Consider the following 26,453-nt stretch of genomic DNA (forward strand, 5'->3'; position numbering starts at 1 on the left):
ATCACCTCAAGCGGAATCCGCAACCAGACGTCGGATCTTTTTGGCCAGCGTAATGATAGCGTCTTCCATGTGGAAATGGTGGCCGCCGGGCACAAATTCAAGCACAGCGTTGGGCATACGCTCGACCAGGGACGCGAAATGATCGGGATGCGCGGCACCGAGGCCATCATCGCCCGCGACAACCAGCGTCGGCATATGCAGTGACGATAACATTGTTTCAACCTGCTCGACGGTCAACTTCACTGCCGATGCGCCGCGCAATCGCGGGTCGGTGCGCCAGGTCAGCCCGCCGTCACACTGCCTGAGATTGCGGGACACCAGTAACGCGGCGGCTTCCGGCTTCAGCCCCGCTTGCACACGGGTCTGTACAGCATCGGCCTCGCTGGTATAGACGCGCGTGGCGCGCTGCAGGAGACGCTGCTTATCGAGCACAAAACGGCGCAGTTGGGCGGAGAATTCTTCCGGCGCAAGGGGCGACGGTGCCACGGCGTCCAACAGCACAAGATGACTAACACGCTCGGGAAAGGCAGCTGCCAGCAAGGCCGCAATCAGGGCGCCACGGGAATGCCCGATCAGGTCAAACTGTTGCCAGCCAAGCTGGTCGATCACACCCAGGATCTGGGGCAGGTCATCGTATATCTGGTAAGTCGCATCGGGCGAACGCCAGTCTGACTTGCCGTGCCCCGACAAATCCAGCGCCACCACGTACCAGTGTTCAGCCAGCACCGGCGCCAGCAGCGCAAAGCTGGCGGCATTGTCCAGCCAGCCATGCAGGGCCAGCAGGGGCCTGTTTTGCGGATCACCCCAGGCCAGGCCTGCATAGCCCAAGCCATGCACCTGCCAACGCATTTCCACAGGTGCGCTGCTCATAGGTGGGCCTCATAATGCGGCGGCAACATATACCTGGTCAGTGTTGCGCAACCGGGCCCAGGCGCTTCCAGTTCCAGCATGGCCAGGCCGCCAGGTGAAAGCGGCGGCACTCTCCCGGGATCGCCAAGCAGGTAATCCACCAGCATCGACACCAGCGGCTGGTGCGAGACCAGCAGCAGGTGCCCCTCCTGCCCCGCCTCCATTAGTTGATCCAGTGCGGCGCAGACGTCGTCTACACCGCGCCCGGGAACCAAGGCACTGCAGGGTTCTTGTCGCGGCTGTGATAAGGCCTCGGTGATAATATCTGCGGTTTGCGTCGTTCGCCGCCAGTCGCTGAACAGGACAAGGCCGGGCAAGTCCATATCTGCGGACCGGCAATACTCGCGCATGGCGAGGACCCCGCGGCTGACCTCATCGCGGCCAGTACTGGTCAGCTCACGCAAGCTGTCTCGCGCTGCGGGCCCCGCCTGTCCGTGTCTGAATATGGTCAGATGCATGTCTTTTCTCCAGCTACAGGGGACGGGTGACAAATTCCACGTCCTGCGCCTGCTCCCGGTGCACTATGGAATCGAACACGTCCACCACCTCTCGCTGTTCATACAGGATCGCATAAAGACCACTGACCAGAGGCATCGGCACATGCAGCCGGTCTGCCTCGCGTTTGACCAGCTCGAGAGTGTTGAGCCCCTCGGCCACCTGATCCATACCCGCCAGCACTGCTTCAATCGGCTGCCCGCGAGCGACAGCCATGCCCAACTGGTAGTTCCGGGACAGCGGGGATGAGCAGGTCACAAACAGGTCACCCACTCCAGAGAGCCCAAGAAACGTTAGTGGGTTAGCGCCTTTCTCTACTGCAAAGCGCGACATCTCGGCCAGCGCGCGGGTCAGCAACATACCCATGGTATTTTCACCGAAAGCCAACGCCGCGCCGATCCCGGACAGTATTGCATAGATGTTCTTCAACGCTCCGCCAAGCTCCACACCGTACATATCCTGGGATGCGTAAACGAGAAACGCATTGCAGTGCAGCACCTGGTGAAGTGTCTGGGTCACATCAGGGTTATCGCTGGCTGCGACCGAGGCTGACACATGTCCCTCGGCAATCTCCCGCGCCAGGTTCGGGCCTGATAAAACCCCCAGTGGATTAGCGGGCAGTTCCTCGCGGAGAATTTCGCTCATCAGCCGGAAACCACTGGGTTCGATACCCTTGGTCAGGCTGACAATCATGGTATCCGCAGGGACCAGCTCGGCCACACTGCGCACGACATCGCGAAAGGACTTGCTCGGCACCGCCACAAAGACGATATCGACGCCTGCCAGTGCCTCCTGCAGATTGCTGGTCGCTGTCAGCCCGCTCGCCAGCCTGTAGCCTGGAAGATAATCGCCGTTCTCATGTGTTGCATTGATACGCATCGCCAGTTGCTGGTTGCGCAGCCAGAGCGCTACCCGGTGACCATTTCCGGCAATGATATTGCCAATGACGGTGCCAAAACTGCCCCCGCCGAGTACCGCCACCGTGTGTTGACCGGTCATGCTGGCATGCTCCGCTATTTTCATTGATCAATAGTCTACCAAAGCTGTTGCTGCGCCATGCCACCTGTGCCGGCATAAAAAAAACGGGCACAAGGGCCCGCTTTGTGAGGCTCGCGCTGGTGGCCGCCGCTCAACTACCGCTCAGTTGCAGCAGCAGTTTGTTCAGCTTGGCGACATAAGCAGCGGGATCCTGTAACTGGCCACCCTCGGCGAGATTGGCCTGGTCGAAGATAATCGCCGCCAGGTCGGCGAAGCGGTCTTCGTCCGGCTCCTGGTCGAGCATGGTCAGCAGCGGGTGCTCCGGGTTGACCTCGAGAATCGGCTTGGACTCCGGCACCGGCTGTCCCGCAGCCTCCATGATGCGTCGCATCTGCGCGCCCATATCGTAGTCCCCAACGACCAGGCAAGCGGGAGATTCGGTAAGCCGGGTAGTGACCCGCACCTCGGAGACCCGGTCCTCCAGCACCTTGCCCAGGCGCTCTACCAGCGCTTCACTTTCCTTCTCCAGCTGTTCCTTCTGCTGCTTCTCTTCTTCCGACTCGCTGTCCAGGTCCAGCTGACCTCGCGCAACGTCCTGGAAGGCCTTGCCATCAAAGTCCTGCAGGTGGCTCATCAGCCAGTCATCGACCCGGTCGCTCAGCAGCAGGACTTCAATACCCTTCTTACGGAACACCTCGAGATGAGGGCTGCTCTTGGCCGTGTTGAAATTCTCGGCAACCACGTAATAGATTTTCTCCTGCCCTTCCTGCATGCGGGCAACGTAATCCTCCAGGGACTGGTCCTGTTCCTCACTATCGGTATGCGTGGTAGCAAAGCGCAGCAGTTTGGCGATCTTTTCCTTGTTGGCGAAGTCCTCTGCGGGCCCCTCTTTCAGCACCTGGCCAAATTCTTTCCAGAAGCCTGCGTAATCGTCACCATGCTGCTTGGCAAGCTTGGCCAGCATATCCAGCACGCGCTTGGTCAGCGCGCTGCGCATTGAATCAACCGACGCATCCTGTTGCAGAATCTCTCGCGACACGTTCAGGGGCAGGTCATTTGAGTCGACTACGCCCTTCACGAACCGCAGGTAGAGAGGCAGGAACTGCTCTGCCTCATCCATGATAAATGTCCGCTGCACATACAGCTTCAGGCCACGCGCCATGTCGCGATTCCACAGGTCAAAAGGCGCACGCCTGGGGATATACAGAAGGCTGGTGTAGTCCAGTTTTCCTTCAACCTTGTTGTGGCTCCAGGTCAGCGGCTCGTCGAAGTCGTGCGACACATGTTTGTAGAATTCGGTGTACTCTTCCTCGGATATTTCAGTGCGGCTGCGCGTCCACAGGGCCGTGGCCTCGTTGACCGCCTCGTAAGCAGGCGCTTCCTCGGGCTTGTCGTCTTCTTCGCCCTCCACAGGGGGCGTAGCCGGCTTCAACATGACTACCGGCACCGATATGTGGTCAGAGTATTTCTTGATAACACTGCGCACCCGGAAGTCATCGGCAAACTCTTCACAGCCGTCTTTCAGGAACAGTGTAATGCTGGTGCCAGGGTCGGATTTTTCACGCGGCTCAACGCTGAACTCTGCTTCCCCGTGGGACTCCCAGAGCACCCCCTGGTCGGGCGCCTCGCCGGCCTTGCGCGTGTGCACTTCCACGCGGTCGGCGACGATAAAGGCGGAGTAAAAACCGACGCCAAACTGACCAATAAGTTGCGAGTCTTTCTGCTGGTCGCCAGTCAGGCTTTCCATAAACGCCGCGGTACCGGACTTGGCGATGGTGCCAAGATGCTCGACTACTTCATCACGGTTCATGCCGATGCCATTGTCCGTGATGGTGATGGTTTTCGCGTCTTTGTCGACATCCACCTGTATCTGGTAGTCGCCCTGCCCTTCAAGCAGGCTTGCCTCTGAAAGCGCCGCGAAGCGCAGTTTGTCTATGGCGTCTGATGCGTTGGAGATCAGCTCACGCAGGAAGATTTCCTTGTTGGAGTAAAGAGAGTGAATCATGAGGTGAAGCAATTGCTTCGCCTCAGTCTGAAAGCCCAGTGTCTCTTTTTGGACGTCCGCAGTCATTGGTAAACCTCGGGTTTTAACTGATTGATTTTTAGGGGTTTGCTTGCACGATCTCTATATGGGGCCAGGGCCCTGTGATTTCAAGAGATGGGGCGGATCTGATTGTTCTGGCCAGATCGGCCACCCCGTGAGGATCAGCCCCCCGAGGCCGTATGTGATAGGCAGCGATACACCCTATGCCCAGGTTATGGTGCGGCTCGAAGATCGCCGGGAGCACATCCTGGGCGCAAAAAAAAGGCTCGTCGGGAGACGAGCCTTTGCTGATGCACCGCTGCGAGAGATTACCAGCCGGTAATTTCCCCGAGCGCGGAGCCGATCTCCGCCAGCGAACGTACTGTCTTCACACCGGCATCTTCGAGGGCGGCAAATTTCTCGTCCGCCGTGCCCTTGCCACCGGAAATGATGGCACCCGCGTGCCCCATGCGTTTGCCCTTGGGCGCTGTAACACCGGCAATATAGGACACCACCGGCTTGGTCACGTTTTCCTTGATGTAGGCCGCGGCTTCCTCTTCAGCGGTACCGCCGATCTCGCCAATCATCACGATGGCCTCGGTCGCCGCGTCGTTCTGGAACATCTCCAGAATATCGATAAAGTTGGAGCCGGGGATCGGGTCGCCGCCAATACCGACACAGGTGGACTGGCCATAGCCCGCATCTGTAGTTTGCTTCACCGCCTCATAGGTCAGCGTGCCGGAGCGCGAGACAATACCGACTTTACCAGGCAGGTGAATGTGCCCGGGCATGATGCCGATCTTGCACTCTCCCGGCGTAATGACGCCCGGGCAGTTAGGGCCGATCAGGCGCACGCCCAGTTCGTCACACTTCACCTTGGCTTCAAGCATATCCAGGGTGGGAATGCCTTCGGTAATGCAGACAATCAGTTTGACGCCGCCATTGGCAGCCTCGAGGATCGAATCCTTGCAAAATGGCGCGGGCACGTAGATGACCGACGCATCAGCTCCGGTCGCTGCCACAGCCTCGCTGACGGTATTGAATACCGGCAGGCCGAGATGCTCCTGACCGCCCTTCCCGGGAGTTACGCCACCAACCATTTTGGTGCCGTACTCGATAGCCTGTTCAGAGTGAAACGTCCCCTGGGAGCCGGTGAAACCCTGGCAGATTACCTTGGTGTTCTTGTCAATAAGGACGCTCATTATGCTGCTCCTCCTGCTGCTTTCACTGCCTGCTGCGCAGCGTCGGTAAGGCTGTTGGCAGCGATAATGTTCAATCCACTGTCGGCCAGCACTTTTCGGCCCAGTTCCGCGTTGTTGCCTTCCAGGCGAACCACCACGGGAACCTCGACGCCGATTTCTTCTACCGCACCGATTACGCCCTCGGCAATGAGGTCACAGCGCACGATACCGCCGAAGATGTTGATCAATACTGCTTTCACGTTTTCATCGGAGAGAATAATCTTGAACGCCTCGGAAACACGCTCCTTCGTTGCGCCGCCTCCGACGTCGAGGAAGTTCGCGGGGAAGCCTCCGTGCAGGGCAACAATATCCATGGTGCCCATGGCCAGGCCAGCGCCATTGACCATGCAGCCGATGTTGCCATCGAGAGCAACATAGTTGAGCTCCCACTGGGCCGCGTGCGCTTCACGCTCGTCTTCCTGTGAGGGGTCGTGCATGTCGCGCAATGCGTCCTGACGATACAGGGCGTTGCTGTCGACGCCTATCTTGGCGTCCAGGCAGTGCAGATTGCCTTCATCGGTAATCACCAGCGGATTGATCTCGATCAGGGCGAGATCCTTGTCGCTGAACATCTGGGCCAGGCCCATGAAAATCTTGACGAACTGCTTGATCTGCTGACCTGACAGTCCCAGTTTGAAGGCGAGTTCACGGCCCTGGTAGGGCTGTGGGCCCACAAGGGGATCGATAGTCGCCTTCAGAATCTTCTCTGGCGTCTCTTCCGCGACTTTCTCGATCTCTACGCCGCCTTCCGTTGATGCCATAAACACGATACGCCGCGTCGACCGGTCCACCACGGCGCCGAGATACAATTCCTCAGCGATATCCGTGCAGGATTCAACCAGGATCTTGCTGACTGGCTGTCCGTTCTCATCGGTCTGGTAAGTGACCAGGTTCTTGCCTAGCCAGTGGGAGGCAAAATCCCGTATCTCATCCTTGGTTTTGACAAGTTTTACGCCACCTGCCTTACCCCTGCCGCCAGCATGCACCTGGGCTTTAACCACCCACATGTCGCCACCGATCAGGTCCGCCGCCTCTACCGCTTCCGTGGGCGTGTCTACCGCGTAGCCCTTGGAAACCGGCAGACCGTATTCGGCAAATAAGTGTTTGCCTTGATACTCATGAAGATTCATGTGTTGTCCTGCTCTGTTTTAGTTTGCTATTGCTGCTTGTATTCGGTTTGCCCGGTGTAACTGGCCAAACCCCGTGTCGCGCGCCCCAAGGATAAAGTGTTATATATTCAGCGCGCGAAATTCTATTTGCGTTTCTTGCGGTTGGCGATATGGATCGCCTGGCCATCCACCGCGAGTGCAGCCTCGTGCACTGCTTCGGACAATGTCGGGTGCCCGAACACCGTCAAGGCAAGGTCTTCCGCGCTGGATCCGAACTCCATGGCGATCACCACCTGCTGCACCAGGTCTGCCGCCGACGGGCCGACCACGTGACAACCGAGGATTCTGTCGGTCTCGGCATGGGCCAGTAATTTGACCATGCCGTCGGAATCGTTGGAGGCCAGGGCGCGACCGCTGGCAGCGAAGGGGAAAGTACCCGCTTTGTAGGGTACGCCCTCAGCCTTCAACTGCTGCTCTGTCTTACCCACGGCAGCCACTTCAGGGTGTGTATAGATGATCGAGGGGATGCAGTCGTAGTTCATCTGCGCCGCCTTGCCATGGATGCGCTCGGCCACCATCATGCCCTCTTCGGAGCCCTTGTGCGCCAGCATTGGGCCGCGCACAACGTCGCCGATAGCATACACGTGTGGCGCTTCGGTTTCGCAGAAGTCGTTGACGAAGATAAAGCCCCGCTCATCCAGGGTGATGCCGCTGTCCGAGGAAAACAACTCTTCCGAACGCGGACGGCGACCCACCGCGACGATCAGTTTGTCAAAGGTTTCGCTGTGATCCCCGTCAGCCGTGCTGTAGGACACACTGACTTTCCCTTTCTTCACTTCGGTGGCGGTCACCCGCGCGCCGAGACGAATATCAAGGCCCTGCTTTTTCAGTATTTTGCCGGTTTCCTTGGCGATCTGCTGGTCCATCATGGGCAGAAACTCGTCGAGTGCTTCCAGGACGACCACCTCAGCACCCAACCGGCCCCAGACACTACCCAGCTCCAGGCCGATAACGCCAGCCCCGATAACACCGAGGCGCTCCGGCACCGACTGGAATTCGAGGGCGCCGGTCGAGTCGACGATAATGTCATCGTCGACTGGCGCTGGTGGTATCGCGACCGGGAGCGAACCCGCGGCAAGAATCACGTTACCGGCTTCCAGCACCTGGACATTGCCGTCCTTATCGGTGACCTCCACCTTGGCCCCGGCAAGCACCTTGCCGGTGCCGGAAATAGCGGTGACACCATTGTGCTTGAACAGACCGGCAATGCCGCCGGTCAACTGGTCGACGATCTTGTCTTTCCGCCCCAGCATCGCCGGCACGTCGATCGCCGTGTCGCTAACCGAGATACCGTGGACTTCAAACTCGGCTTTGGCCTCGTGATACTTGTAACTGGAATCGAGCAGGGCCTTGGAGGGGATGCAGCCCACGTTCAGGCAGGTTCCCCCGAGGCGCACCTTGCCCTTGTCGTCCAGCCACTGTTCCACACAGGCTGTATTGAGGCCGAGCTGGGCGGCCTTGATCGCGGCCACGTAACCCGCGGGGCCTGCTCCAATAACTACTACATCGTACTTGTCTGACATGTCTGGTCCCGTAAAAATCGATTCTGGCGCCAGTACCTGGCGCCCTGGCTGATATCTATAGCTGCAGCAGGATCCGTGCCGGATCCTCAATCAGGTCCTTGATGGCTACCAGGAACTGTACCGCGGTCTTGCCGTCAATAAGGCGGTGGTCGTAAGAAAGCGCCAGGTACATCATCGGCAGGATGACCACCTCACCATCTACCGCCATGGGGCGCTCCTGAATCTTGTGCATGCCAAGAATGCCCGTCTGTGGCGGGTTCAGGATCGGGGTGGACATCAGCGAGCCGAATACACCACCGTTGGTCACGGTGAAAGTGCCGCCGGTCATATCCTCGATCGTCAACTTGTTGTCGCGTGCGCGCAAGCCGAGATCCTTGATCGCGGCTTCAATGTCGGCAATGCTCATGAAATCGGCATCGCGCAGCACCGGCACCACCAGTCCGTTGGGCGTGGACACAGCGACGCCGATATCCTGGTACCCGTGGTAGACAACGTCGTTGCCATCTATTGAGGCGTTCACCTCCGGGAAACGCTTCAGTGCCTCACAGGCCGCCTTGACGAACATACCCATAAACCCGAGCCGGGTGCCGTTGTGGGTCTTCTCGAACTGTTCCTTGTACTTGCTGCGCAGGGCCATCATTGGCGCCATATTGACCTCGTTGAACGTGGTCAGCATGGCCGTTTGCTGCGTGGCATCCAGCAGACGCTCGGCAATCTTCGCGCGCATCCGTGTCATCGGTACACGCTTTTCGATGCGCTCACCGGTGGGGGCCACGGTCTCTTCCTGGGCCGGGGCCGGCGCGGATTTCGGTGCCTGACTGGCGCTGTCCTCAGCGCTCTTCATGTAATTGACCACGTCTTCTTTGGTAATGCGGCCGTTCTTACCGGTGCCGCTGATGGCGGCAATATCCAGTTTGTGCTCTTCCACCAGCTGACGCGCTGCAGGGCCCAACAGGGCTGCGGCGTCGTCCGGCGCGGAAGCTGTCTCGGCGGGTTCTGCGTCGGCGCTGCTTGCCGCCTCTGCCGCGCCGCTCGGTGCACTGGCAGCACTGCCCTCTTCCAGCGTGGCCAACAGCTGCTCGCTCATGACGGTTTCGCCTTCCTGTGCATGTATCTTGCCCAGGACGCCGTCTTCCGGTGCAACCACTTCCATGACGACTTTGTCGGTCTCGATCTCGACAATCAGTTCATCGCGGGCGACAGATTCGCCCTCCTGCTTGTGCCAGGCTGCGACCTCGCCATCAGCGACCGACTCAGGGAAAGCGGGTGCCTTGATTTCAATTGCCATTTGTCTTCCTTCGCGCTATTGCTGCCATGGCTCTTCGGGAGCCAGTGCTTTATTGATAAATGCTTCCAGTTGTTCCAGGTGCAACGCCATGTAACCAGCGGCCGGTGACGCAGAACTGTCCCTGCCCACGTAATGCAGGTAGACGTCGGATTTGTGATTGAACAACACCCTGCGCATATGATGCTGGCTGGAATACCAGGCACCCTGGTTCATGGGCTCTTCCTGGCACCATACCGCGTCCGTGATCGCCGGATACTGCTTGAGGACCGCGAGCAGGTCATCTTCAGGGAACGGGTATAACTGCTCTATACGAATAATGGCGATGTCGTCGATACCCTGCTCACGCCGCGCGGCGATAAGGTCGTAGAACACTTTGCCACTGCACAGTATGACGCGGCGCACCTTGGACTTATCCAGGTCCTCCGGCTCATCGAGGACATTGTAGAAACGCCCTTCGGCCAGTTCCTCCAGCGTGGAGATCGCCTCTTTATGGCGCAGCAGGCTCTTGGGTGACATCACCACCAGGGGTTTACGCAGCGGCCTTATCGCCTGCCGCCTCAGCATGTGGTAAACCTGCGCCGGCGTAGTAGGGACACAAACCTGGATATTGTGCTCGGCGCAAAGCTGCAGGAAGCGCTCAAGACGGGCCGATGAATGCTCCGGGCCCTGCCCTTCATAGCCGTGCGGCAGCAGCATGGTGAGGCCGCAGAGGCGCTGCCACTTGTGCTCACCACTGGTAATGAACTGGTCAATAACGACCTGGGCACCGTTGGCAAAGTCGCCGAACTGGGCTTCCCAGATAACCAGCCCCTTGGGCATGGTGGTCGCATAGCCATACTCAAAGGCGAGTACCGCCTCTTCCGAGAGCAGGGAGTCATAAATTATGAAGGGAGCCTGTTCCTCGTCAACATGCTGCAGAGGGATATAGCTGCCCTCGTCCTTCTGGTTGTGCAGGACAGCATGGCGGTGCGAGAAAGTGCCCCGGCCCACATCCTGCCCGGTCAGGCGAATCGGGTAGCCCTCCTTGAGCAGGGTCGCATAGGCCATGGTTTCCGCAAAACCCCAGTTGAGTGGCGCCGCGCCTGCGGCCATCTTGCGGCGGTCCTCCAGGATCTTGGTCACTGTGCGCTGCAGGGGAAAGTTGTCCGGCGGCACATTGATATCGTGGGCCAGGGTTTGTAGCGCCTGCAAATCGGTAGTGGTGTCGGCCTGGTCAGTCCACTTGTGACCGATATAAGGCGACCAGTCCACGAACAGCGTTTTATTGGGCTCAGAGACCAGGCTGCTGACCAGGGGTTCGCCCCTGTCCAGGGACTCCCGGAAAGTGTCGACCAGGTACTTGTCTTCCTCCTCGGTAAGCGCTCCCTGGCTGATGAGCTTCGCTGCATAGAGGTCGCGAGTGGTCTTATGCTTGCGAATGGTCTGGTACATCAGGGGCTGGGTCACCGAAGGTTCATCGGCCTCGTTGTGGCCGCGACGTCGATAGCAGACCAGGTCTATGACGACATCCTTGCGGAACTCGGTGCGGTAATCCACCGCCATCTGGGTAACAAAAAGCACCGCTTCCGGATCGTCAGCATTGACGTGGAAAATCGGCGCCTGCACCATCTTGGCCACGTCTGTGCAGTATTCTGTAGAGCGCGCATCCTCGCGCTTGCTGGTCGTGAATCCCACCTGGTTGTTGAGCACGATATGGATCGTTCCACCGGTCTTGTAGGCCCGGGTCTGGGACATCTGGAAGGTTTCCATTACCACACCCTGGCCGGCAAAGGCCGCATCGCCATGAATGACCACGGGGGTGACGCGCTCGCCAACCTCATCTTCGCGACGCTCCTGGCGGGCGCGAACGGAGCCTTCCACCACGGGTGAAACGATCTCGAGGTGAGAGGGGTTGAATGCCAGCGCCAGGTGAATTTCACCGCCCGGCGTCATGACGTTGGAAGAAAAACCCTGGTGATACTTCACGTCGCCGGAGCCGTCGTACTCCGCCTTGCCTTCGAACTCCGCAAACAACTCGGAAGGTTTCTTGCCGAGCGTATTGACGAGCACGTTCAAGCGGCCGCGGTGTGCCATGCCGATAACAATTTCCTGCACCCCGTAACCACCGGAACGCTGAATCAGCTCCGCCAGCATGGGAATCAGGCTTTCGCCCCCTTCAAGACCAAAACGCTTGGTACCCGGGTACTTCGAACCCAGGGACTTCTCCAGGCCTTCGGCCTTGATCAGGCGCCGCAGCAGGGTCAGCTGCACCTCTTTACCGTAGTCGGGGGCGCCGCGCACGGATTCCATACGCGTCATGATCCAGTGGCGTTCATCGGTGTTGACGATGTGCATGAACTCGGCGCCTATCGACTTGCAATAGGTGCGCTCGAGGGCATCGTGAATTTCACCCAGCGTGGCGTCCGCCTTGCCGATATGCAGGCTGCCGGTCTGGAAAACCGTATCGTAGTCTGCCTTGGACAGTTCGTGGAATGACAGCTCCAGGTCACGAACATGTTCGCGCTCGGCGATACCCAGCGGATCGAGATCCGCTTTCTGGTGCCCGCGCTGTCGATACGCGGAAATGAGCTGCACCACGCGGACCTGCTTGCGCTCATACTCCGTGGCCTGGGAGTCGTGTGCCACGGTGGCCTCGGTGCGCACCCGCATCTTGCTGATTTGCGCGAAGCGGTCGCGCACCACGGAATGCGGTATGTCCTCCGTGGTCGAGTGCTCGGTCTCTACCCTCGGCAGTTTGTCAAAATAGTCGCGCCACTGTTCCGGCACGCCATTGGGGTCCTTGAGGTAGGACTCGTAAAGGTCTTCCACGTAGGTGGCGTTGCCACCGGCGATGTGGGAACTCCGCCACAGGAGTTCCATTGAGCTCTCTTGCATTGCTGCCCTTCCGGAAAGGGGGGTTGACCGCCCATCACTGGGCGACTGTGTCCGAATTCTAGCAGTGACTCGACCGCAGCGCTGATAAGACCTTGGTCGACTCAACCGAACCACCGGCCACGCTCTCTTGGAACGCGACCGGAAAAATCTTTTAAAGCATTAATATCAATGGCTTACATCATTAATGTAAGCCAATTTCTAAATCACGTAGCCCGCGAGAGCAGCATATTCCGAATGTGGCCGATCGCCCGCGTGGGGTTGAGCCCCTTGGGACAGACATTCACGCAATTCTGGATGCCATGGCAGCGGAAGACGCTGAACGGGTCATCGAGCTTCGCCAGGCGCTCGTCCGTGGCGGTATCGCGGCTGTCAGCAAGGAAACGATATGCCTGCAGCAAACCCGAGGGACCGATAAAGCGATCGGGATTCCACCAGAACGAAGGGCAGGCAGTGGAGCAGCATGCGCAGAGGATACATTCGTACAGCCCATCGAGTTTCTCGCGGTCTTCGGGTGACTGCAAACGCTCGATGGCAGGCGCCGGCGTATCATTCTGCAGGTAAGGCTGCACTTTCTCATACTGGGCGTAGAACATGCTCATGTCTACGACGAGGTCACGGATAACCGGCAGGCCGGGCAGCGGCCGTATGACCAGTTTGTTGTCTTTCACAGCTTCTGACAGGGGGGTGATACAGGCCAGGCCGTTTTTACCGTTCATGTTCAGACCGTCTGAGCCACAAACTCCCTCGCGACAGGAGCGTCGATAGCCCACCGTCGTGTCCTGGGTCTTGATCAACTCCAGAACATCAAGAACCATCAGGTCCTTACCGCCGGTATCGACCTGGAAATCCTGCATGGAGGGTTCGCTATCGGTCTCGGGATTGTAGCGGTAGATACTAACTTGCAACATGTGTCCTGCTCCTTAGTAGGTCCGAACTTTCGGCTGGAAAGTGTCGACAGTCTTGGGCTCGAAGTTCACTGCACGCTTACCCACGCGCTTGTCGCCGGGGTAGTACATGGAGTGACACAGCCAGTTTTCGTCGTCGCGCTCCTGAAAGTCCTCTCGGGCGTGAGCGCCACGACTCTCATCGCGGGCCTCGGCAGTGATTGCGGTTGCCTCTGCCACTTCAAAGAGGTTGTGCAACTCCAGCGCTTCAATACGTGCGGTATTGAAGGCCATGCTCTTGTCTGCCAGGCTGGCGTTCTCTATACGACCACGCAGGTCGTCCAGCTTCTTGATGCCTTCACGCATGAACTCACCGTTGCGGAATACGCCGAAGTGGTTCTGCATGGTGTTCTGCAGTTCCTTGCGCAGGTCAGCGACACTTTCACCGCCGCTGGACTCATTCAGCTTCTGCAGCCTGGCCATCCCCTGCTCGATATCGCTGTCCGATGCATCGCGCATCTCGATACCATCGCGCAGCGCGCTCTCGATGTACAGGCCTGAAGCCCGACCAAAGACCACCAGGTCCAGCAGCGAGTTGCCACCGAGTCGGTTGGCCCCGTGAACGGACACACAAGCCACTTCGCCACAGGCATACAAGCCCGGGATAATCTGGTCGTTGCCGTCGGCATCAACGGTCAGTGCCTGGCCATGCACATTGGTGGGAATACCGCCCATCATATAGTGACAGGTGGGCACCACAGGGATCGGCTCTTTCACCGGGTCTGCGTGGGCAAAGGTACGCGACAGCTCGCAAATGCCGGGCAGGCGGCTCTCGAGGACCTCCTCGCCCAGGTGGTCCAGCTTCAGGTAAACGTGGTCCCCTTCGGGGCCACAGCCGCGGCCTTCGATGATCTCCAGAACCATGGAACGGGCCACCACGTCGCGACCGGCCAGGTCCTTGGCGTTTGGCGCGTAACGCTCCATAAAGCGCTCGCCGTCCTTGTTGATCAGGTAGCCACCCTCGCCTCGGCAACCCTCGGTTACCAGGGTGCCGGCACCGTGAATACCGGTCGGGTGGAATTGCCACATCTCTATATCCTGCACCGGGAAGCCGGCGCGCAGGGCCATACCGATGCCGTCACCGGTATTGATGTGCGCGTTAGTGGTGGACGCGTAGATACGGCCCGCACCACCGGTGGCGAACACTGTCGCCTTCGACTTCACGTAAACTGTCTCACCCGTCTCCAGGCAAATGGCAATGACGCCGACCACGGCGCCGTCCTGGTTCTTGACGATGTCGGTGGCATACCACTCGTTGAAGAACACCGTGTTGTTCTTCATGTTGCCCTGGTACAGCGTGTGCAGCAGCGCGTGGCCGGTGCGGTCGGCTGCGGCGCATGTGCGCGCAGCCTGGGTCGGATTATCCGGCCCCTTGGACTGGCCGCCAAACGGACGCTGGTAAATGCGCCCTTCTTCGGTGCGCGAAAACGGAAGCCCCATGTGCTCGAGTTCGAAAACGGCTTCAGGGCCGACACTGCACATGTACTCAATGGCATCCTGGTCGCCAATATAGTCTGACCCCTTCACGGTGTCGTACATGTGCCAGCGCCAGTCATCGTTGGGGTCTGCGCTGGCAATGGCACAGGTGATACCGCCCTGTGCGGAAACCGTGTGAGAGCGCGTCGGGAACACCTTGGAGATTACGGCTGTTTTGTAGCCGGATTGCGCGAGCTGCAGGGCAGCGCGCATTCCTGCGCCGCCGCCGCCGACGATCACACCGTCAAAAGAGATAGTACGAATTCCGCTCATAATGTCTTAACCCCAGAGGATCTGGATACCCCAGATCACGTAAACGAAGATGACCAGGCTACATGCGATCTGAAATGCGATACGCAGCACATTACCTTTCGGGCCCATGAGCCGCTCAGTCATGTAGTCCGTGCTGACAGCCCACATGCCGATCCATGCATGAGCCGCCAGTGACAACAGCGCCAGCAGGGTGAATACGCGCATGCCAGTGCTGGCGAACATCTCGCGCCAGGCCAGATAGTCCACGCCACCGATCAGGGCAGCACCGATATACAGGAAGTAGGCGAGCAGAATGACGCCGCTGACCCGTTGCACCAACCAGTCGGAAAGACCCGACCGACCAAAACTGGTTACTGACCTCACCATATCCATGCTCCTGCTATCAAGATAAGCACCGCAGACGCGGCGATGACAATACGAGCGCCCAGCACGCCCCCTTCCATCGTCTCTCCCACGCCAAAGTCCATGACCAGGTGCTTGATGCCGGCCAGGGAGTGGTAGATCAGGGCCGAAACCACGCCCCATATGATCAGTTTGGCAATGAAGCTGTCCAGACACTGCTGCACCGAGGCAAAGCCCTCGGCACCAGAGAGGCTGCGGTCAAGCAGCCAGAGCAGGACGGCCATGCCGACGAAAAGTGCTACACCGGTAGCGCGGTGTGTAATGGACGCCCATGCGGTAATGGGAAGCCGCATGGTACCGATGTCCAGGTTTACAGGACGATTGTCTTTCACATTGGATACCATCGTTGGCGCCAGAAGGCGGTTAGTGTATACGGCGCGGAGCCTGTTCCGGATGAAAGCCCCAGTGGGAACAGCAATCCAAAACGCGCGAAATTATAAGGACTTAGCGGCCCGAATACAAACCCGGGGCCGCTGCCGGCGCCGGATTTATCGCGATATATTGATCTGCGCCAAACTTCGCCGAACGTGCTCGATCAGCATCGACGATTTTAGCCGCCAGTTACCCGAAAGATAGGCGACTTTAGGCTAAGGTCGATTGACAAAAACGGCACACACTTTATAGTGGGCGACCCACTGATTTACGACGCAGGTCCCCTCTATGAGCGACAAAAAAGCCACTCTCTCTATCGACGGAATGGATGAGGCCATCGAACTGCCGATCTATTCCGGGACCCTCGGTCCCGATGTTGTCGACGTAGGCAGCCTTACCGGAAAAGGTATGTTCACCTACGATCCCGGCTTTGTTTCCACCGCTGCATGCGAATCACAGATAACCTTTATCGACGGCGGCAAGGGCGTCCTGCTGCACCGGGGCTACCCCATTGAACAACTGGCCGAACAGTCAGACTACCTGGAGACCTGTTACCTCCTGCTTTACGGGGAACTGCCCAATAAGGAGCAGAAAGAAGAGTTCGTCAACACGGTCACCAACCACACCATGGTGCATGAGCAACTGGTGCACTTTTTCAACGGTTTTCGCCGTGACTCGCACCCCATGGCGATCATGTGCGGGGTCGTTGGCGCCCTCTCCGCCTTCTACCATGATTCGCTGGATATCGCCGACGATCACAGCCGTCAGGTGGCCGCGTTCCGCCTGATCGCCAAGATGCCCACTATTGCCGCCATGTGCTACAAGTTCTCCATCGGGCAGCCCTTCATGTATCCCGACAACAGCATGAGCTACGCCGAGAACTTCCTGCATATGATGTTTGGTGTGCCCTGCGAGCCGAGCAATATCAGCCCGGTGCTGGCCAATGCCATGGATAAGATCTTCCTGTTGCATGCCGACCACGAACAAAACGCATCCACTTCCACCGTGAGACTGGCCGGCTCCTCCGGCGCCAACCCGTTTGCCTGTATCGCGGCAGGCATCGCTGCTCTCTGGGGCCCCTCCCACGGTGGCGCGAACGAAGCCGTATTGAACATGCTCGAGGAGATCGGTGACGAATCCCGCATCGACGAATTTGTCGCACGGGCCAAGGACAAGAACGATCCCTTCCGCCTCATGGGCTTCGGCCACCGCGTTTACAAGAACTTTGACCCGCGCGCCAAGGTGATGAAACAGGCAGCCGACGAAGTACTGGCTGAGTTGGGCCTGGAAGAGGATCCGCTGCTGAAGATTGCCAAACGACTGGAGCAGATTGCCCTGGAAGATGAGTACTTCGTGGAGAAGAAACTCTATCCCAACGTGGATTTCTACTCCGGTATCATTCTCAAGGCGATCGGGATTCCGACCAGCATGTTTACCGTGATCTTCGCCGTTGGCCGCACCATCGGCTGGATCGCTCACTGGCACGAGATGATCAGCGGCAGCTACCGTATCGGCAGGCCTCGCCAGCTTTACACCGGTCACCCCAAGCGCGATTTCGTGTCACTGGAAGACCGCTAGCACCACTGCGCAGCGGCAAAGCGGTAATAATTCGCCCGCTTGCCCGCCGCCACACGAAAAAGCCGCACTGCGGCTTTTTTTATGGGTAAAATACTGCCTTTATGTTATCGAACTGGACACTCTAAATGACTGACATCGTGATCAGCGGCACCGGGCTCTTCACCCCCCGGGATGCTATCAGCAACGAAGAACTGGTTGCCTCCTTCAACGCTTATGTGGAACTGCACAACGCTGAACACGCCGAGGAAATTGCTGCCGGCGAACTGGCTCCATTGCAGCCGTCGTCCGCTGAATTCATCGAGAAGGCATCGGGTATCAAGTCGCGGTTCGTGATGAACAAAGAGGGCATCCTCGATCCCGAGCGCATGGTGCCGTCCCTGCCCGACCGTCCCAACGAGGCCCAATCGATACAATGCGAGATGGCGGTCGCCGCCGCTGGCGAGGCGCTACAGCAAGCAGGCAAAACCTCCGCTGATATCGACGCCGTGATCGTGGCGGCATCCAACATGCAGCGCGCCTACCCGGCAATGGCTGTGGAGATCCAGGACGCCCTGGACATCAGCGGCTTTGGCTTCGATATGAATGTCGCATGCTCTTCGGCCACCTTCGGTATCCAGCAGGCGCGGGACATGATCCTCTCCGGCAGCGCCGGCTGCGTACTCATGGTTAACCCCGAAATCTGCAGCGGCCACCTGAACTTCCGCGATCGGGACTCACATTTCATTTTTGGCGACGTGTGTACGGCCGTGGTGATTGAACGCGCAGATACCGCAACCGCCGAAGACCTGTACGGCATCCTGGACAGCAAATTGCAGACCATTTACTCGAACAACATCCGTAACAACTTCGGCTTCCTGAATCGTTGTGATGAATCCGGCATCGGCAAGCCCGACAAGCTTTTCGTGCAAGAGGGCCGCAAGGTGTTCAAGGAAGTCTGCCCCGCGGTGGCCAAACAGATTGCCGAACAGTTGGAGGCAATTGGCATTGCGCCCACGCAGCTCAAGCGCATGTGGCTGCACCAGGCCAACCTGAGCATGAACCAGTTGATCTCCAGGCGCGTCCTGGGACGTGATGCGACAGCAGAAGAAGCGCCAAACATCCTCGATGAATACGCCAATACCAGTTCTGCCGGTTCAGTCATTGCATTCCACAAGCACCGGGCAGACTTCAGCAGCGGAGACCTGGGCGTGCTGTGTTCTTTCGGCGCCGGCTACTCGATCGGCAGTGTGGTGCTCAGGAAACTCTAGCTCTCGTCTGCCCCTGGCTAAGCCGCCAGGATAGCCTCAAGCGCCTCCAGCAAGGCATCCATCTCTGCATCGGTGCCGATACTGATGCGCAGAAACTGGTCAATGCGTGGCTTGTTGAAATAACGCACGATGACCTGCCGTTCCCTGAGCGCTGAGAAAAGCTCCGCTGCGTCCCTGCTGGCGTGACGGACAAAAACAAAATTAGCCTTTGAAGGCAGCACCTCGAAGCCCATACCCAGTAGTCGCAGTGCGACACGCTCACGCGTGCTGATGACGCGCTGGCAGCTCGCGCTGAACCACGATTCGTCGGCAAGGGATGCCAGCGCGGCCCGCTGTGCAATGTTGTCCAGTGGATAGGAATTGAACGAGTCCTTGACCCGCTCGAGCCCCGCGATGAGATCGCGGTGCCCAAACGCCGCGCCAACGCGCAGCCCTGCCAGCGAGCGGGATTTGGAAGCGGTCTGTACTACCAGCAGGTTGTCATGCCGGGGAATCAGTGAGGTCGCGGATTCGCCGCCAAAATCGATATAGGCCTCATCGATGACAACCACCACGTCAGGTTGCGAGATGAGTATTTCACGTATCTGCTCCAACGACAGCAGAATGCCAGTCGGCGCGTTGGGATTGGGGATGATGATACCGCCGCAACGCTGGGCGTAATCACCTGGCTTGATGGAAAAATCCTGTGCCAACGGGATCGTCCTGAACTCAACGTCATAAAGCTCACACCAGACCGGATAGAAGCTATAGCTGATATCCGGAAACAGCACCGGCTCAGCATGTTTCAGCAGGGCCTGAAATGCATGCGCGAGCACTTCATCAGAGCCATTGCCGAGAAACACCTCATCTGCGGCCAGCCCTTCCCTCGCAGCCCAGGCGGCGCGCAATTCATTCGCCTGCGGGTCCGGGTAGCGGCGCAGTTGATCGTCGGTGGTCGCGGTAATCGCAGCCAGCACGCCGGGGGCCGGACCGTAGGGACTTTCGTTGGTATTGAGCTTAACCAGGCGCGTGCCCTGTGGTTGCTCGCCTGGCACATAGGGCGTCAGATTGCCGGCCAGTTCGCTCCAGAAGCGGCTCATATGAAACCTGTTCCTTTACAGCTGATTGCTGACAAGTGTACCGCAGCAATTTCCGCGGGCATAAAAAAACCCGGCAGAGCCGGGTTTCGAATATGGCATCCCGTAGGGGGTTCGAACCCCTGTTCCCGCCGTGAAAGGGCGGTGTCCTAGACCACTAGACGAACGGGACGCGGTGGTCTGGCTTTGCCAGAAGCGCGCATTATAAGGAACGTCCCCTGCAATGCAACACTTCGCCGGAATTTTTCAATACAAAAAAAGGGGCGTGTTAAACGCCCCCCTGGTTACCTGCTGTTGGCGCGCTGGCGCCGGCAGCGAGCCTAGTACTTGAACTTGGTATCGATCTGGATGCGATCGTAGTCCAGGGCACCGCCCTCCTCGGCCAGGTTCTTCTCACCGGCTTCGTTGTTAACGAACCAGGTAAAGCCAAGAGACCACTGCTTGTTAATGCCGTAGGCACCAGTGATGACATGGCCCTTGCCGTCTGTACCGCCGCCGGCAAAGTCAGAGTCGCTGAGCAGGCCCAGCACGGCATCCGCTTCCAGGTCCCGATACTGGTAACCCACGGCCCACGTGCCCTTGCCCTTGGCCTTACCGAGCGTAGCGCCGGCGAGCCAGCCAGTGTCGTAGTCGTCAGCATCCTGGTTCTGTACAAAGTTGGCGTAAATGCTCAAGGGCATCTCAAACAGGTTCATGGACAGGTCGCCGCCGATTTCGATCATCTCGTAGTTGTAGAGATAGCGATCATCGTCGGTGAAGCTGTTGCCAAAGAATTCGGGCTCGTCATCGTCACCGTAGAAAGGGCGCGCTCCGGCAGTGGGGAAATCGTAGTAGGCAACCGCCGTAGTCAGGCTGGCTTCACCAAGGTTGAACCGGGTGCCACCCTGCAAGCCCCAGGCAAACTCGTCGTTGTTGCCCCGGGTATCGCTTTCCAGCCAGTTACCCAGGAAATTGGCAAACAGGTGATTGCCAGCCCAGCCGGCACTGACACCTTCAGGTCGCCAGTCGCCATCCCAGAGCAGGCTGCTTTTCTGCGGCTTGTACAGCGGATTGGAGAATTTCCCTGCCTGCAGGTGGAACTCCTCTGTGGCGTTCCAGCGGAAGTAAGCCTTGTCGAGACGCAGATCCTTGGTACTGCCGCCACCGCCCAGGGTCTGGTTGGTAGACACCGGGTCATCGCCACCTGTGGCCACGCCAAGGCCCACCTCGGTATCGCTCGGCAGCTTGGCGGTCACGGCCATACGCGCGCGAATACGGTTGCGCTCGCGACTGTCCCTGTCTTCAACATCGATATATTCGTAGCGATAGCGAAAGTCGCCACCGATTTTTATCTTCTCTGACCAGGCAGCTGCGCTGTTCTGGGACTGCAGCACAGCGACATCTGCCTGCAGCTTACTCAGGTCATCGACGGGGACGCTGCTGCCCTGCTGCTTCAACCTGGCGTTCTCGGCTTCCAGTGCTTCCACACGGGCGGCCATCTCGGCAAATTGCGCTTTGAACTGCTCCCATTCGGCACCCGACACGGCGGCCTGGCTGGATGCGGAACCCGTAACCACCGCCGCGGCAACCGCAGCACGTAACAAATCCTTCATTAAATTATCCTCTGATGACACTCGTTGGCCGCACATTGCAGCGACCATGCGAAGAATAAGGCCTTTTTATGACAATTTTATGACAGGAAGAACAGAGGACTGGCCGGGGAAAAACCAGAGTGCGCGACAGGCGCGCGAAGGACCGGCTACCCCGAAGCGAGGTAGCGCGAATAATGGTTAACCGATCAGGCCGACGAGGATATAACTCACGGCAACGATGCCCACGGCCTCGATAGCAAGGTGATGCAGGCCGACTTTCGGCGGACCACTCAACTCATTTTTTGCTACACGCAGATTCATATACTTTACTCACTCACCTAGTATTACTTGTATATACATAATATACGCACTTGCATCCGTATGTTCAATGTATATACGTGTGGTAAAGTACCGTTCCTAATTCACATACCACTCACGATAAGCTTCCCGGATGCCCAAGACCAAAGTACTCAATATCCGCATTGATCCGGACCTGAAGAAGAGAGCGAAGAAACTCGCAGAGGCCGACGGCCGCTCCCTGTCCAACTGGGTCACGAAACTCATCAGCACCACAGTCAAGGAAGCAGAGGCCGCCAAAAAGGACGACGGCAAGTAAGTCGCCGACGCCGGATTGGCGCGGGTATCAGAGGAAACGGTCTTCGATTTCCTTGATGCTGAGGTGGCGCACATCCGAGCCCTTCACCATGTAGACGACCTCTTCGCAGATGTTTACCGAATGGTCGGCTATGCGTTCAAGGGCTCGCGCGCACCAGCTGACCCTGAGCAAGCTCTTCACCGAGGAAGGCTCCTCCATCATGTGGGTAATGGAGAGACGGGTGAGGGACTCAAATTCGTTATCGATATCGTGGTCTTTGGCTGCGGTCTCGATTGCAGCAGCGACGTCCATTCTGGCGAAGGCATCGAGAGAGCCGTGCAGAATCTCGAGCACACTCTTGCCCAGGTGCTTGGTCTCTGACCGGAATTTGCTGCGATCCCTTGAATCTGCCAGCGTCTTCACCAGGCGGCCAATCTTCTCGGCCTCATCGCCGATGCGCTCGAGGTCAGCGACCAGGCGGATAATGCCGACCACCACGCGCAAGTCACTGGCGGCGGGCTGCCGCAAAGCCAGGATGTCAGTACAGCGCTCGCTGATCGCCAGCTCCATCTCATTGACCTTGTGGTCAGAGGTGGCGACCTCCTCAGCCAGTTCGAGCTTGTCTTTTACCAGCGCCTTCAGCGCCTTGCGGCACTGCTCTTCCACCAGGCCACCCATTTCCAACACGCGCGTGCAGATGTCCTGCAGCTCTTCGTTGAATTTCTGTGACGTGTGTTGATCCAGGTTCAGTTTTTCGTCCACAAACGCTCTCCTCGATCAGCCAAAGCGGCCAGTGATGTAGTTTTCTGTCAGTTCGTGACGCGGCATGGTGAAGATCTGCTTGGTGTCGCCCACTTCGATCAGCTTGCCGAGATGGAAATAAGCAGTCCGCTGGGACACCCGGGCGGCCTGTTGCATTGAGTGGGTCACGATGGCAATGGTGAATCGCTCCTTGAGTTCATCGATCAACTCTTCGATGCGCGCCGTTGCTATCGGGTCCAGTGCCGAACAGGGTTCATCCATCAGGATGACTTCCGGGCTGACCGCAATGGCGCGGGCGATACAGAGACGCTGCTGCTGGCCGCCTGAAAGGCCGGTACCAGGTTTATCCAGCACGTCCTTGACCTCGTCCCACAGGCTTGCCCTGCGCAGACTTTGCTCCACGATCTCATCCATTTCCGCCTTGCTGTGGGCCAGTCCGTGAATACGCGGGCCGTAGGCGACATTTTCATATATCGACTTCGGAAACGGGTTGGGTTTCTGGAACACCATGCCCACGCGGGCGCGGAGCAGCACTGTGTCCTGGTTGGACGCGTATATATCTTCACCGTCAAGAGCGATATTCCCTGACACCCTGCAAATGGGAATAATGTCGTTCATCCTGTTGAGTGAGCGCAGGAAAGTCGATTTACCGCAACCGGAGGGACCGATCATCGCCAGCACCTGGTTTTCACCAATATCCAGGGACACGTCCATGATCGCATGCTTGTCAGCATAGAACACGTTAACGTCGCGTGCGGACATCTTCGCATTGTCCACCAGCGGCTCGCCAATGGTCTGGTAGTCGTCCATAGCGGTGTGGTCATTCAGGTCCAGCCCCACAGCTTCTTCCGGGACAGCGCCATAGGCGGTTGAATCATTTGCATTCATTACTGCACATCCTTTCAGGTCACCGACCCGGTGTTACTTGGTTTCGAAGCGCTTTCGCAAATAAATTGCCAGCGCATTCATCAGGATCAGGAAGCCCATCAGCACCATAATGGCGGCGGAGGTCTTCTCGGTGAAGCCGCGCTCCGGGCTGTCGGCCCACAGGAAGATTTGTACCGGCAGCACGGTGGCGGGGTCTGTCACGGACGCGGGCGAATCCATGATAAATGCCACCATACCGATCATCAGCAACGGCGCGGATTCGCCGAGCGCTTGTGCCATACCAATGATGGACCCGGTAAGTATACCGGGCATCGCCACCGGCAGCACATGGTGGAATACCGTCTGCAGCTTTGATGCGCCCACTCCCAGGGCGGCCTCCCTGATGGAAGGCGACACCGCCTGGATCGCCGCGCGGGAGGTAATAATGATGGTAGGCAGGGTCATCAGTGAAAGTACGATGCCACCAACCAACGGCGCCGATCGCGGCAATTCAAAGAAATTGATAAACACTGCAAGACCCAGCAAGCCGAACACAATGGACGGTACCGCTGCGAGATTATTGATGTTGATTTCAATCAGGTCGGTAATGCGATTGCGGGGCGCAAACTCTTCCAGGTAAACGGCAGCAAAGACGCCAACCGGAAAAGCGAGCAGGAACGTTACCAGCAAGGTGAAGAACGAGCCCTGCAAGGCTGCCCGAATACCCGCCAATTCCGGCTCCCTGGAGTCACCCTCAAGGAAAAACAGGGTGTTGAAAGCGGACCTGGTGCGCCCGTCATCCCGCAGCTGGTCCAGCCAGTCCATCTGCACATCCTTGACCCGGCGCTCGGCTTCCGGTGATTCCCGGGACACCTGCCCCTTCAGGTAACTGGCCGCTTCAGAGTGCGCCAGCAGCCACACATCCTTGCGCTGGCCGATCAGCCCCGGATCACTCAGCACCTGGTCACGGAGATCGTACTCAGCGCCAATGCTCACCATGCGATAAAGGCGTCGCTTGTCGGAACGGCTGCTTACGTCGGGAAACATCTCGCGCAAAGACGCCTTGATAACGCCACTGTAATTCGCACGCGACAGCTCTTCCTCGCCGGCACCTGGGGCCACACCCAGTTTGTCCGCGGAGAAATGCACGTCCACCAGCAGGTACTTCTGGGTAAATGCAGGTGTGCCCTTGCTGACGATGTCGAACAACAGGATGAACAGAAAGGCAAAGCCGGCGAGCACGGCCAACTGGCCATAGAGCTGAAAGCGTTTTTCGCGCGCATAGCGCTTCTTCAGCGAAGCCTGGATCAGCTCGGTATTCCTGAAAGTTTCCTTACTCATACTGCTCTCGATATTTACGCACCACGTACAGTGCAACAATGTTCAACAACAGGGTGACAAAGAACAGCACCAGGCCCAGTGCGAATGCGGCCAGCGTCTTGGGGCTGTCAAATTCCTGGTCACCGACCAGCAATGTCACAATTTGCACGGTTATGGTGGTGACCGCCTCCAGCGGATTGATAGTCAGTTTCGCGGAAAGTCCCGCTGCCATCACCACAATCATGGTCTCGCCGATAGCCCTTGAGACCGCCAGCAATATACCGCCGACAATGCCCGGGAGCGCTGCCGGAAGCAGAACCTTGCGAATGGTTTCGCTCATGGTGGCGCCCATACCCAGTGAGGCCTCGCGCATACTGTCCGGGACTGCATTGATGATGTCGTCGGACAACGACATAACGAAGGGTATGATCATGATCCCCATGACCAGGCCGGCGGCGAGAGCGCTTTCGGATGCGACCGTAAGCCCGATGCTTTCACCGAGTTCACGTATGAACGGAGCTACCGTCAGTGCGGCAAAAAAGCCGTAGACCACAGTGGGCACGCCGGCCAGAATCTCCAGTACCGGCTTGGTCACGGAGCGAAAACGACGGCTGGCATACTCTGAGAGATAGATGGCCGACATCAGCCCCACGGGCACTGCGATCAGCATGGCAACAAACGAGATGAGCAGCGTGCCAACCAGCAGGGGGACGAAGCCGAAGGATCCCGACGCGCCCACCTGGTCAGCACGTATCGCCATCTGTGGGCTCCACTTGAGGCCAAACAGGAAATCCGCAATCGGTATGTTCTGGAAGAAACGGATCGCCTCGAACAGCACCGACAACACGATACCCAGCGTGGTCAGCACCGCGATAAACGAGCAGGTAAACAGGATCCACTTGAAAATGTTCTCAACGTGGTTTCGCGCACGCAGTTCCGGCTTGACCTTGAGCACGGCCAGCGCCCCGCCCAACAACGCCAGGGCTCCGACCAGAAGCAACTTCAGGCCCCTGCTGTAACCCAGCAAGTTCTGGTAGGAGACTGCTGCAGCGCGCTGCACATCATTGACCATGGCCTCGTCCACGTTACCGTTGGCATAACTGACCACCTGGTTGTAATACAGGCCCAGTTCAGCACTGCCCATGGCGCGCACATCATCGGGCAATCCACTGATCACAATGTTCTTGATAAAGGGCTGCTCTGCCAGCATCCAGAACACGAACAGGAACAGTGCGGGCAGGCCCGCCCAGAGCGCCGCCATGTAGCCGTAGTGCTTGGGTAGCGAGTGCAGCGTCTGCAAGCCACCCGCGGACATGCCGATCAACCTCGAACGATGGCGACCGACAAAGAAACTGATGGCGCACAGCGCCAGCAGGGTGAGGAAAACGGTGGATGATTGCATTATTGAGTCTTCAAAAAAGCGATGCGCCGCGGGTAGCGGCGCAAACATTCCAACAAATATGCGTCACT

At 58.3% G+C, this 26,453-nt stretch carries 23 protein-coding genes and 1 tRNA gene; 3 read left to right on the forward strand and 21 right to left on the reverse strand.

Annotated features, from left to right (window positions below; translation table 11 throughout):
- Positions 1-6 precede the first annotated feature (6 nt).
- The 13 genes from F0M18_RS18960 to sdhC all read right to left on the reverse strand — a co-directional run bounded on the left by F0M18_RS18960 (position 7) and on the right by sdhC (position 15,927).
- Positions 7-870: an alpha/beta fold hydrolase gene (locus F0M18_RS18960; RefSeq protein ID WP_149613041.1), complete on the reverse strand. Its 864-nt coding sequence runs from the start codon at positions 868-870 to the stop codon at positions 7-9.
- Complete coding sequence (locus F0M18_RS18965) at positions 867-1,367, reverse strand: SixA phosphatase family protein (protein WP_149613042.1); 501 nt, start codon at positions 1,365-1,367, stop codon at positions 867-869. Before F0M18_RS18965 ends, F0M18_RS18960 begins: the two co-directional genes overlap by 4 nt.
- Before the next feature lie 13 nt (positions 1,368-1,380).
- A complete protein-coding gene (locus tag F0M18_RS18970) occupies positions 1,381-2,403 on the reverse strand; it encodes an NAD(P)H-dependent glycerol-3-phosphate dehydrogenase (RefSeq protein WP_149613043.1) in 1,023 nt (340 codons plus the stop codon).
- A gap of 130 nt (positions 2,404-2,533) precedes the next feature.
- The gene (htpG, locus tag F0M18_RS18975; protein ID WP_149613044.1) at positions 2,534-4,453 is read right to left on the reverse strand and encodes a molecular chaperone HtpG; all 1,920 of its coding nucleotides are present in this window, start codon (positions 4,451-4,453) and stop codon (positions 2,534-2,536) included.
- A 281-nt stretch (positions 4,454-4,734) separates the two neighbouring features.
- The gene (sucD, locus tag F0M18_RS18980) at positions 4,735-5,607 is read right to left on the reverse strand and encodes a succinate--CoA ligase subunit alpha (protein ID WP_149613045.1); all 873 of its coding nucleotides are present in this window, start codon (positions 5,605-5,607) and stop codon (positions 4,735-4,737) included.
- Complete coding sequence (gene sucC / locus F0M18_RS18985) at positions 5,607-6,776, reverse strand: ADP-forming succinate--CoA ligase subunit beta (protein ID WP_149613046.1); 1,170 nt, start codon at positions 6,774-6,776, stop codon at positions 5,607-5,609. Before sucC ends, sucD begins: the two co-directional genes overlap by 1 nt.
- A 122-nt stretch (positions 6,777-6,898) precedes the next feature.
- Positions 6,899-8,338 carry a dihydrolipoyl dehydrogenase gene (gene lpdA, locus F0M18_RS18990; RefSeq protein ID WP_149613047.1) on the reverse strand — a complete coding sequence of 480 codons (1,440 nt, stop codon included), beginning with the start codon at positions 8,336-8,338 and terminating at the stop codon, positions 6,899-6,901.
- Positions 8,339-8,393: 55 nt separating this feature from the next.
- On the reverse strand, positions 8,394-9,626 hold the full coding sequence (odhB, locus tag F0M18_RS18995; protein WP_149613048.1) for a 2-oxoglutarate dehydrogenase complex dihydrolipoyllysine-residue succinyltransferase: 1,233 nt from the start codon (positions 9,624-9,626) through the stop codon (positions 8,394-8,396).
- Between the two features lie 15 nt (positions 9,627-9,641).
- A complete protein-coding gene (locus F0M18_RS19000; RefSeq protein WP_223178017.1) occupies positions 9,642-12,500 on the reverse strand; it encodes a 2-oxoglutarate dehydrogenase E1 component in 2,859 nt (952 codons plus the stop codon).
- A gap of 203 nt (positions 12,501-12,703) precedes the next feature.
- A complete protein-coding gene (locus F0M18_RS19005) occupies positions 12,704-13,408 on the reverse strand; it encodes a succinate dehydrogenase iron-sulfur subunit (RefSeq protein ID WP_149613049.1) in 705 nt (234 codons plus the stop codon).
- 12 nt (positions 13,409-13,420) lie between these two features.
- Positions 13,421-15,193, reverse strand: a complete 1,773-nt coding sequence (gene sdhA, locus F0M18_RS19010; RefSeq protein WP_149613050.1) for a succinate dehydrogenase flavoprotein subunit — start codon at positions 15,191-15,193, stop codon at positions 13,421-13,423.
- Positions 15,194-15,199: 6 nt separating this feature from the next.
- A complete protein-coding gene (gene sdhD, locus F0M18_RS19015) occupies positions 15,200-15,559 on the reverse strand; it encodes a succinate dehydrogenase, hydrophobic membrane anchor protein (RefSeq protein ID WP_149613051.1) in 360 nt (119 codons plus the stop codon).
- On the reverse strand, positions 15,553-15,927 hold the full coding sequence (gene sdhC / locus F0M18_RS19020) for a succinate dehydrogenase, cytochrome b556 subunit (RefSeq protein ID WP_149613052.1): 375 nt from the start codon (positions 15,925-15,927) through the stop codon (positions 15,553-15,555). Before sdhC ends, sdhD begins: the two co-directional genes overlap by 7 nt.
- Before the next feature lie 328 nt (positions 15,928-16,255).
- On the opposite strand from sdhC, the gene gltA reads away from it, so the two are divergent.
- A complete protein-coding gene (gene gltA, locus F0M18_RS19025) occupies positions 16,256-17,545 on the forward strand; it encodes a citrate synthase (protein ID WP_149613053.1) in 1,290 nt (429 codons plus the stop codon).
- Between the two features lie 125 nt (positions 17,546-17,670).
- Positions 17,671-18,792 (forward strand): beta-ketoacyl-ACP synthase III, encoded by a 1,122-nt coding sequence (locus F0M18_RS19030; RefSeq protein ID WP_149613054.1) that lies wholly within the window; start codon positions 17,671-17,673, stop codon positions 18,790-18,792.
- A gap of 17 nt (positions 18,793-18,809) precedes the next feature.
- On the opposite strand, the gene hisC is transcribed toward F0M18_RS19030, so the two are convergent.
- From hisC to F0M18_RS20155, 4 genes are all read right to left on the reverse strand, one after another.
- A complete protein-coding gene (gene hisC, locus F0M18_RS19035) occupies positions 18,810-19,871 on the reverse strand; it encodes a histidinol-phosphate transaminase (RefSeq protein ID WP_149613055.1) in 1,062 nt (353 codons plus the stop codon).
- A gap of 93 nt (positions 19,872-19,964) precedes the next feature.
- A tRNA-Glu gene (locus F0M18_RS19040) sits at positions 19,965-20,040 on the reverse strand.
- 148 nt (positions 20,041-20,188) lie between these two features.
- Positions 20,189-21,460 (reverse strand): putative porin, encoded by a 1,272-nt coding sequence (locus tag F0M18_RS19045; RefSeq protein WP_188109820.1) that lies wholly within the window; start codon positions 21,458-21,460, stop codon positions 20,189-20,191.
- Positions 21,461-21,637: 177 nt separating this feature from the next.
- Positions 21,638-21,760 carry a hypothetical protein gene (locus tag F0M18_RS20155; RefSeq protein ID WP_262500998.1) on the reverse strand — a complete coding sequence of 41 codons (123 nt, stop codon included), beginning with the start codon at positions 21,758-21,760 and terminating at the stop codon, positions 21,638-21,640.
- A 130-nt stretch (positions 21,761-21,890) separates the two neighbouring features.
- On the opposite strand from F0M18_RS20155, the gene F0M18_RS19050 reads away from it, so the two are divergent.
- A complete protein-coding gene (locus F0M18_RS19050; RefSeq protein WP_149613057.1) occupies positions 21,891-22,055 on the forward strand; it encodes a toxin-antitoxin system HicB family antitoxin in 165 nt (54 codons plus the stop codon).
- Between the two features lie 27 nt (positions 22,056-22,082).
- Here F0M18_RS19050 and phoU read toward each other — a convergent pair whose 3' ends face one another.
- The 4 genes from phoU to pstC all read right to left on the reverse strand — a co-directional run bounded on the left by phoU (position 22,083) and on the right by pstC (position 26,385).
- The gene (gene phoU / locus F0M18_RS19055; protein WP_223178018.1) at positions 22,083-22,796 is read right to left on the reverse strand and encodes a phosphate signaling complex protein PhoU; all 714 of its coding nucleotides are present in this window, start codon (positions 22,794-22,796) and stop codon (positions 22,083-22,085) included.
- Positions 22,797-22,811: 15 nt separating this feature from the next.
- Complete coding sequence (gene pstB / locus F0M18_RS19060; protein ID WP_262501005.1) at positions 22,812-23,606, reverse strand: phosphate ABC transporter ATP-binding protein PstB; 795 nt, start codon at positions 23,604-23,606, stop codon at positions 22,812-22,814.
- 111 nt (positions 23,607-23,717) lie between these two features.
- Entirely contained in the window at positions 23,718-25,004 is a 1,287-nt protein-coding gene (gene pstA / locus F0M18_RS19065) for a phosphate ABC transporter permease PstA (RefSeq protein WP_149613059.1), read from the reverse strand.
- Positions 24,997-26,385, reverse strand: a complete 1,389-nt coding sequence (gene pstC, locus F0M18_RS19070) for a phosphate ABC transporter permease subunit PstC (RefSeq protein ID WP_149613060.1) — start codon at positions 26,383-26,385, stop codon at positions 24,997-24,999. The genes pstA and pstC overlap by 8 nt, the downstream gene beginning before the upstream one ends.
- Positions 26,386-26,453 lie beyond the last annotated feature (68 nt).

Origin of the sequence: Pseudohalioglobus sediminis, from assembly GCF_008370495.1 — a bacterium.
Taxonomy (GTDB): domain Bacteria; phylum Pseudomonadota; class Gammaproteobacteria; order Pseudomonadales; family Halieaceae; genus Halioglobus.

Bases quoted from the DNA above. Each gene is read 5' to 3' on its own strand.
- F0M18_RS18960 (WP_149613041.1), bottom strand. From the start codon at position 870: ATGAGCAGCGCACCTGTGGAAATGCGTTGGCAGGTGCATGGCTTGGGC.
- F0M18_RS18965 (WP_149613042.1), bottom strand. From the start codon at position 1,367: ATGCATCTGACCATATTCAGACACGGACAGGCGGGGCCCGCAGCGCGA.
- F0M18_RS18970 (WP_149613043.1), bottom strand. From the start codon at position 2,403: ATGACCGGTCAACACACGGTGGCGGTACTCGGCGGGGGCAGTTTTGGC.
- htpG (WP_149613044.1), bottom strand. From the start codon at position 4,453: ATGACTGCGGACGTCCAAAAAGAGACACTGGGCTTTCAGACTGAGGCG.
- sucD (WP_149613045.1), bottom strand. From the start codon at position 5,607: ATGAGCGTCCTTATTGACAAGAACACCAAGGTAATCTGCCAGGGTTTC.
- sucC (WP_149613046.1), bottom strand. From the start codon at position 6,776: ATGAATCTTCATGAGTATCAAGGCAAACACTTATTTGCCGAATACGGT.
- lpdA (WP_149613047.1), bottom strand. From the start codon at position 8,338: ATGTCAGACAAGTACGATGTAGTAGTTATTGGAGCAGGCCCCGCGGGT.
- odhB (WP_149613048.1), bottom strand. From the start codon at position 9,626: ATGGCAATTGAAATCAAGGCACCCGCTTTCCCTGAGTCGGTCGCTGAT.
- F0M18_RS19000 (WP_223178017.1), bottom strand. From the start codon at position 12,500: ATGCAAGAGAGCTCAATGGAACTCCTGTGGCGGAGTTCCCACATCGCC.
- F0M18_RS19005 (WP_149613049.1), bottom strand. From the start codon at position 13,408: ATGTTGCAAGTTAGTATCTACCGCTACAATCCCGAGACCGATAGCGAA.
- sdhA (WP_149613050.1), bottom strand. From the start codon at position 15,193: ATGAGCGGAATTCGTACTATCTCTTTTGACGGTGTGATCGTCGGCGGC.
- sdhD (WP_149613051.1), bottom strand. From the start codon at position 15,559: ATGGTGAGGTCAGTAACCAGTTTTGGTCGGTCGGGTCTTTCCGACTGG.
- gltA (WP_149613053.1), top strand. From the start codon at position 16,256: ATGAGCGACAAAAAAGCCACTCTCTCTATCGACGGAATGGATGAGGCC.
- F0M18_RS19030 (WP_149613054.1), top strand. From the start codon at position 17,671: ATGACTGACATCGTGATCAGCGGCACCGGGCTCTTCACCCCCCGGGAT.
- hisC (WP_149613055.1), bottom strand. From the start codon at position 19,871: ATGAGCCGCTTCTGGAGCGAACTGGCCGGCAATCTGACGCCCTATGTG.
- F0M18_RS19045 (WP_188109820.1), bottom strand. From the start codon at position 21,460: ATGAAGGATTTGTTACGTGCTGCGGTTGCCGCGGCGGTGGTTACGGGT.
- F0M18_RS20155 (WP_262500998.1), bottom strand. From the start codon at position 21,760: ATGAATCTGCGTGTAGCAAAAAATGAGTTGAGTGGTCCGCCGAAAGTC.
- F0M18_RS19050 (WP_149613057.1), top strand. From the start codon at position 21,891: ATGCCCAAGACCAAAGTACTCAATATCCGCATTGATCCGGACCTGAAG.
- pstB (WP_262501005.1), bottom strand. From the start codon at position 23,606: ATGGACGACTACCAGACCATTGGCGAGCCGCTGGTGGACAATGCGAAG.
- pstA (WP_149613059.1), bottom strand. From the start codon at position 25,004: ATGAGTAAGGAAACTTTCAGGAATACCGAGCTGATCCAGGCTTCGCTG.
- pstC (WP_149613060.1), bottom strand. From the start codon at position 26,385: ATGCAATCATCCACCGTTTTCCTCACCCTGCTGGCGCTGTGCGCCATC.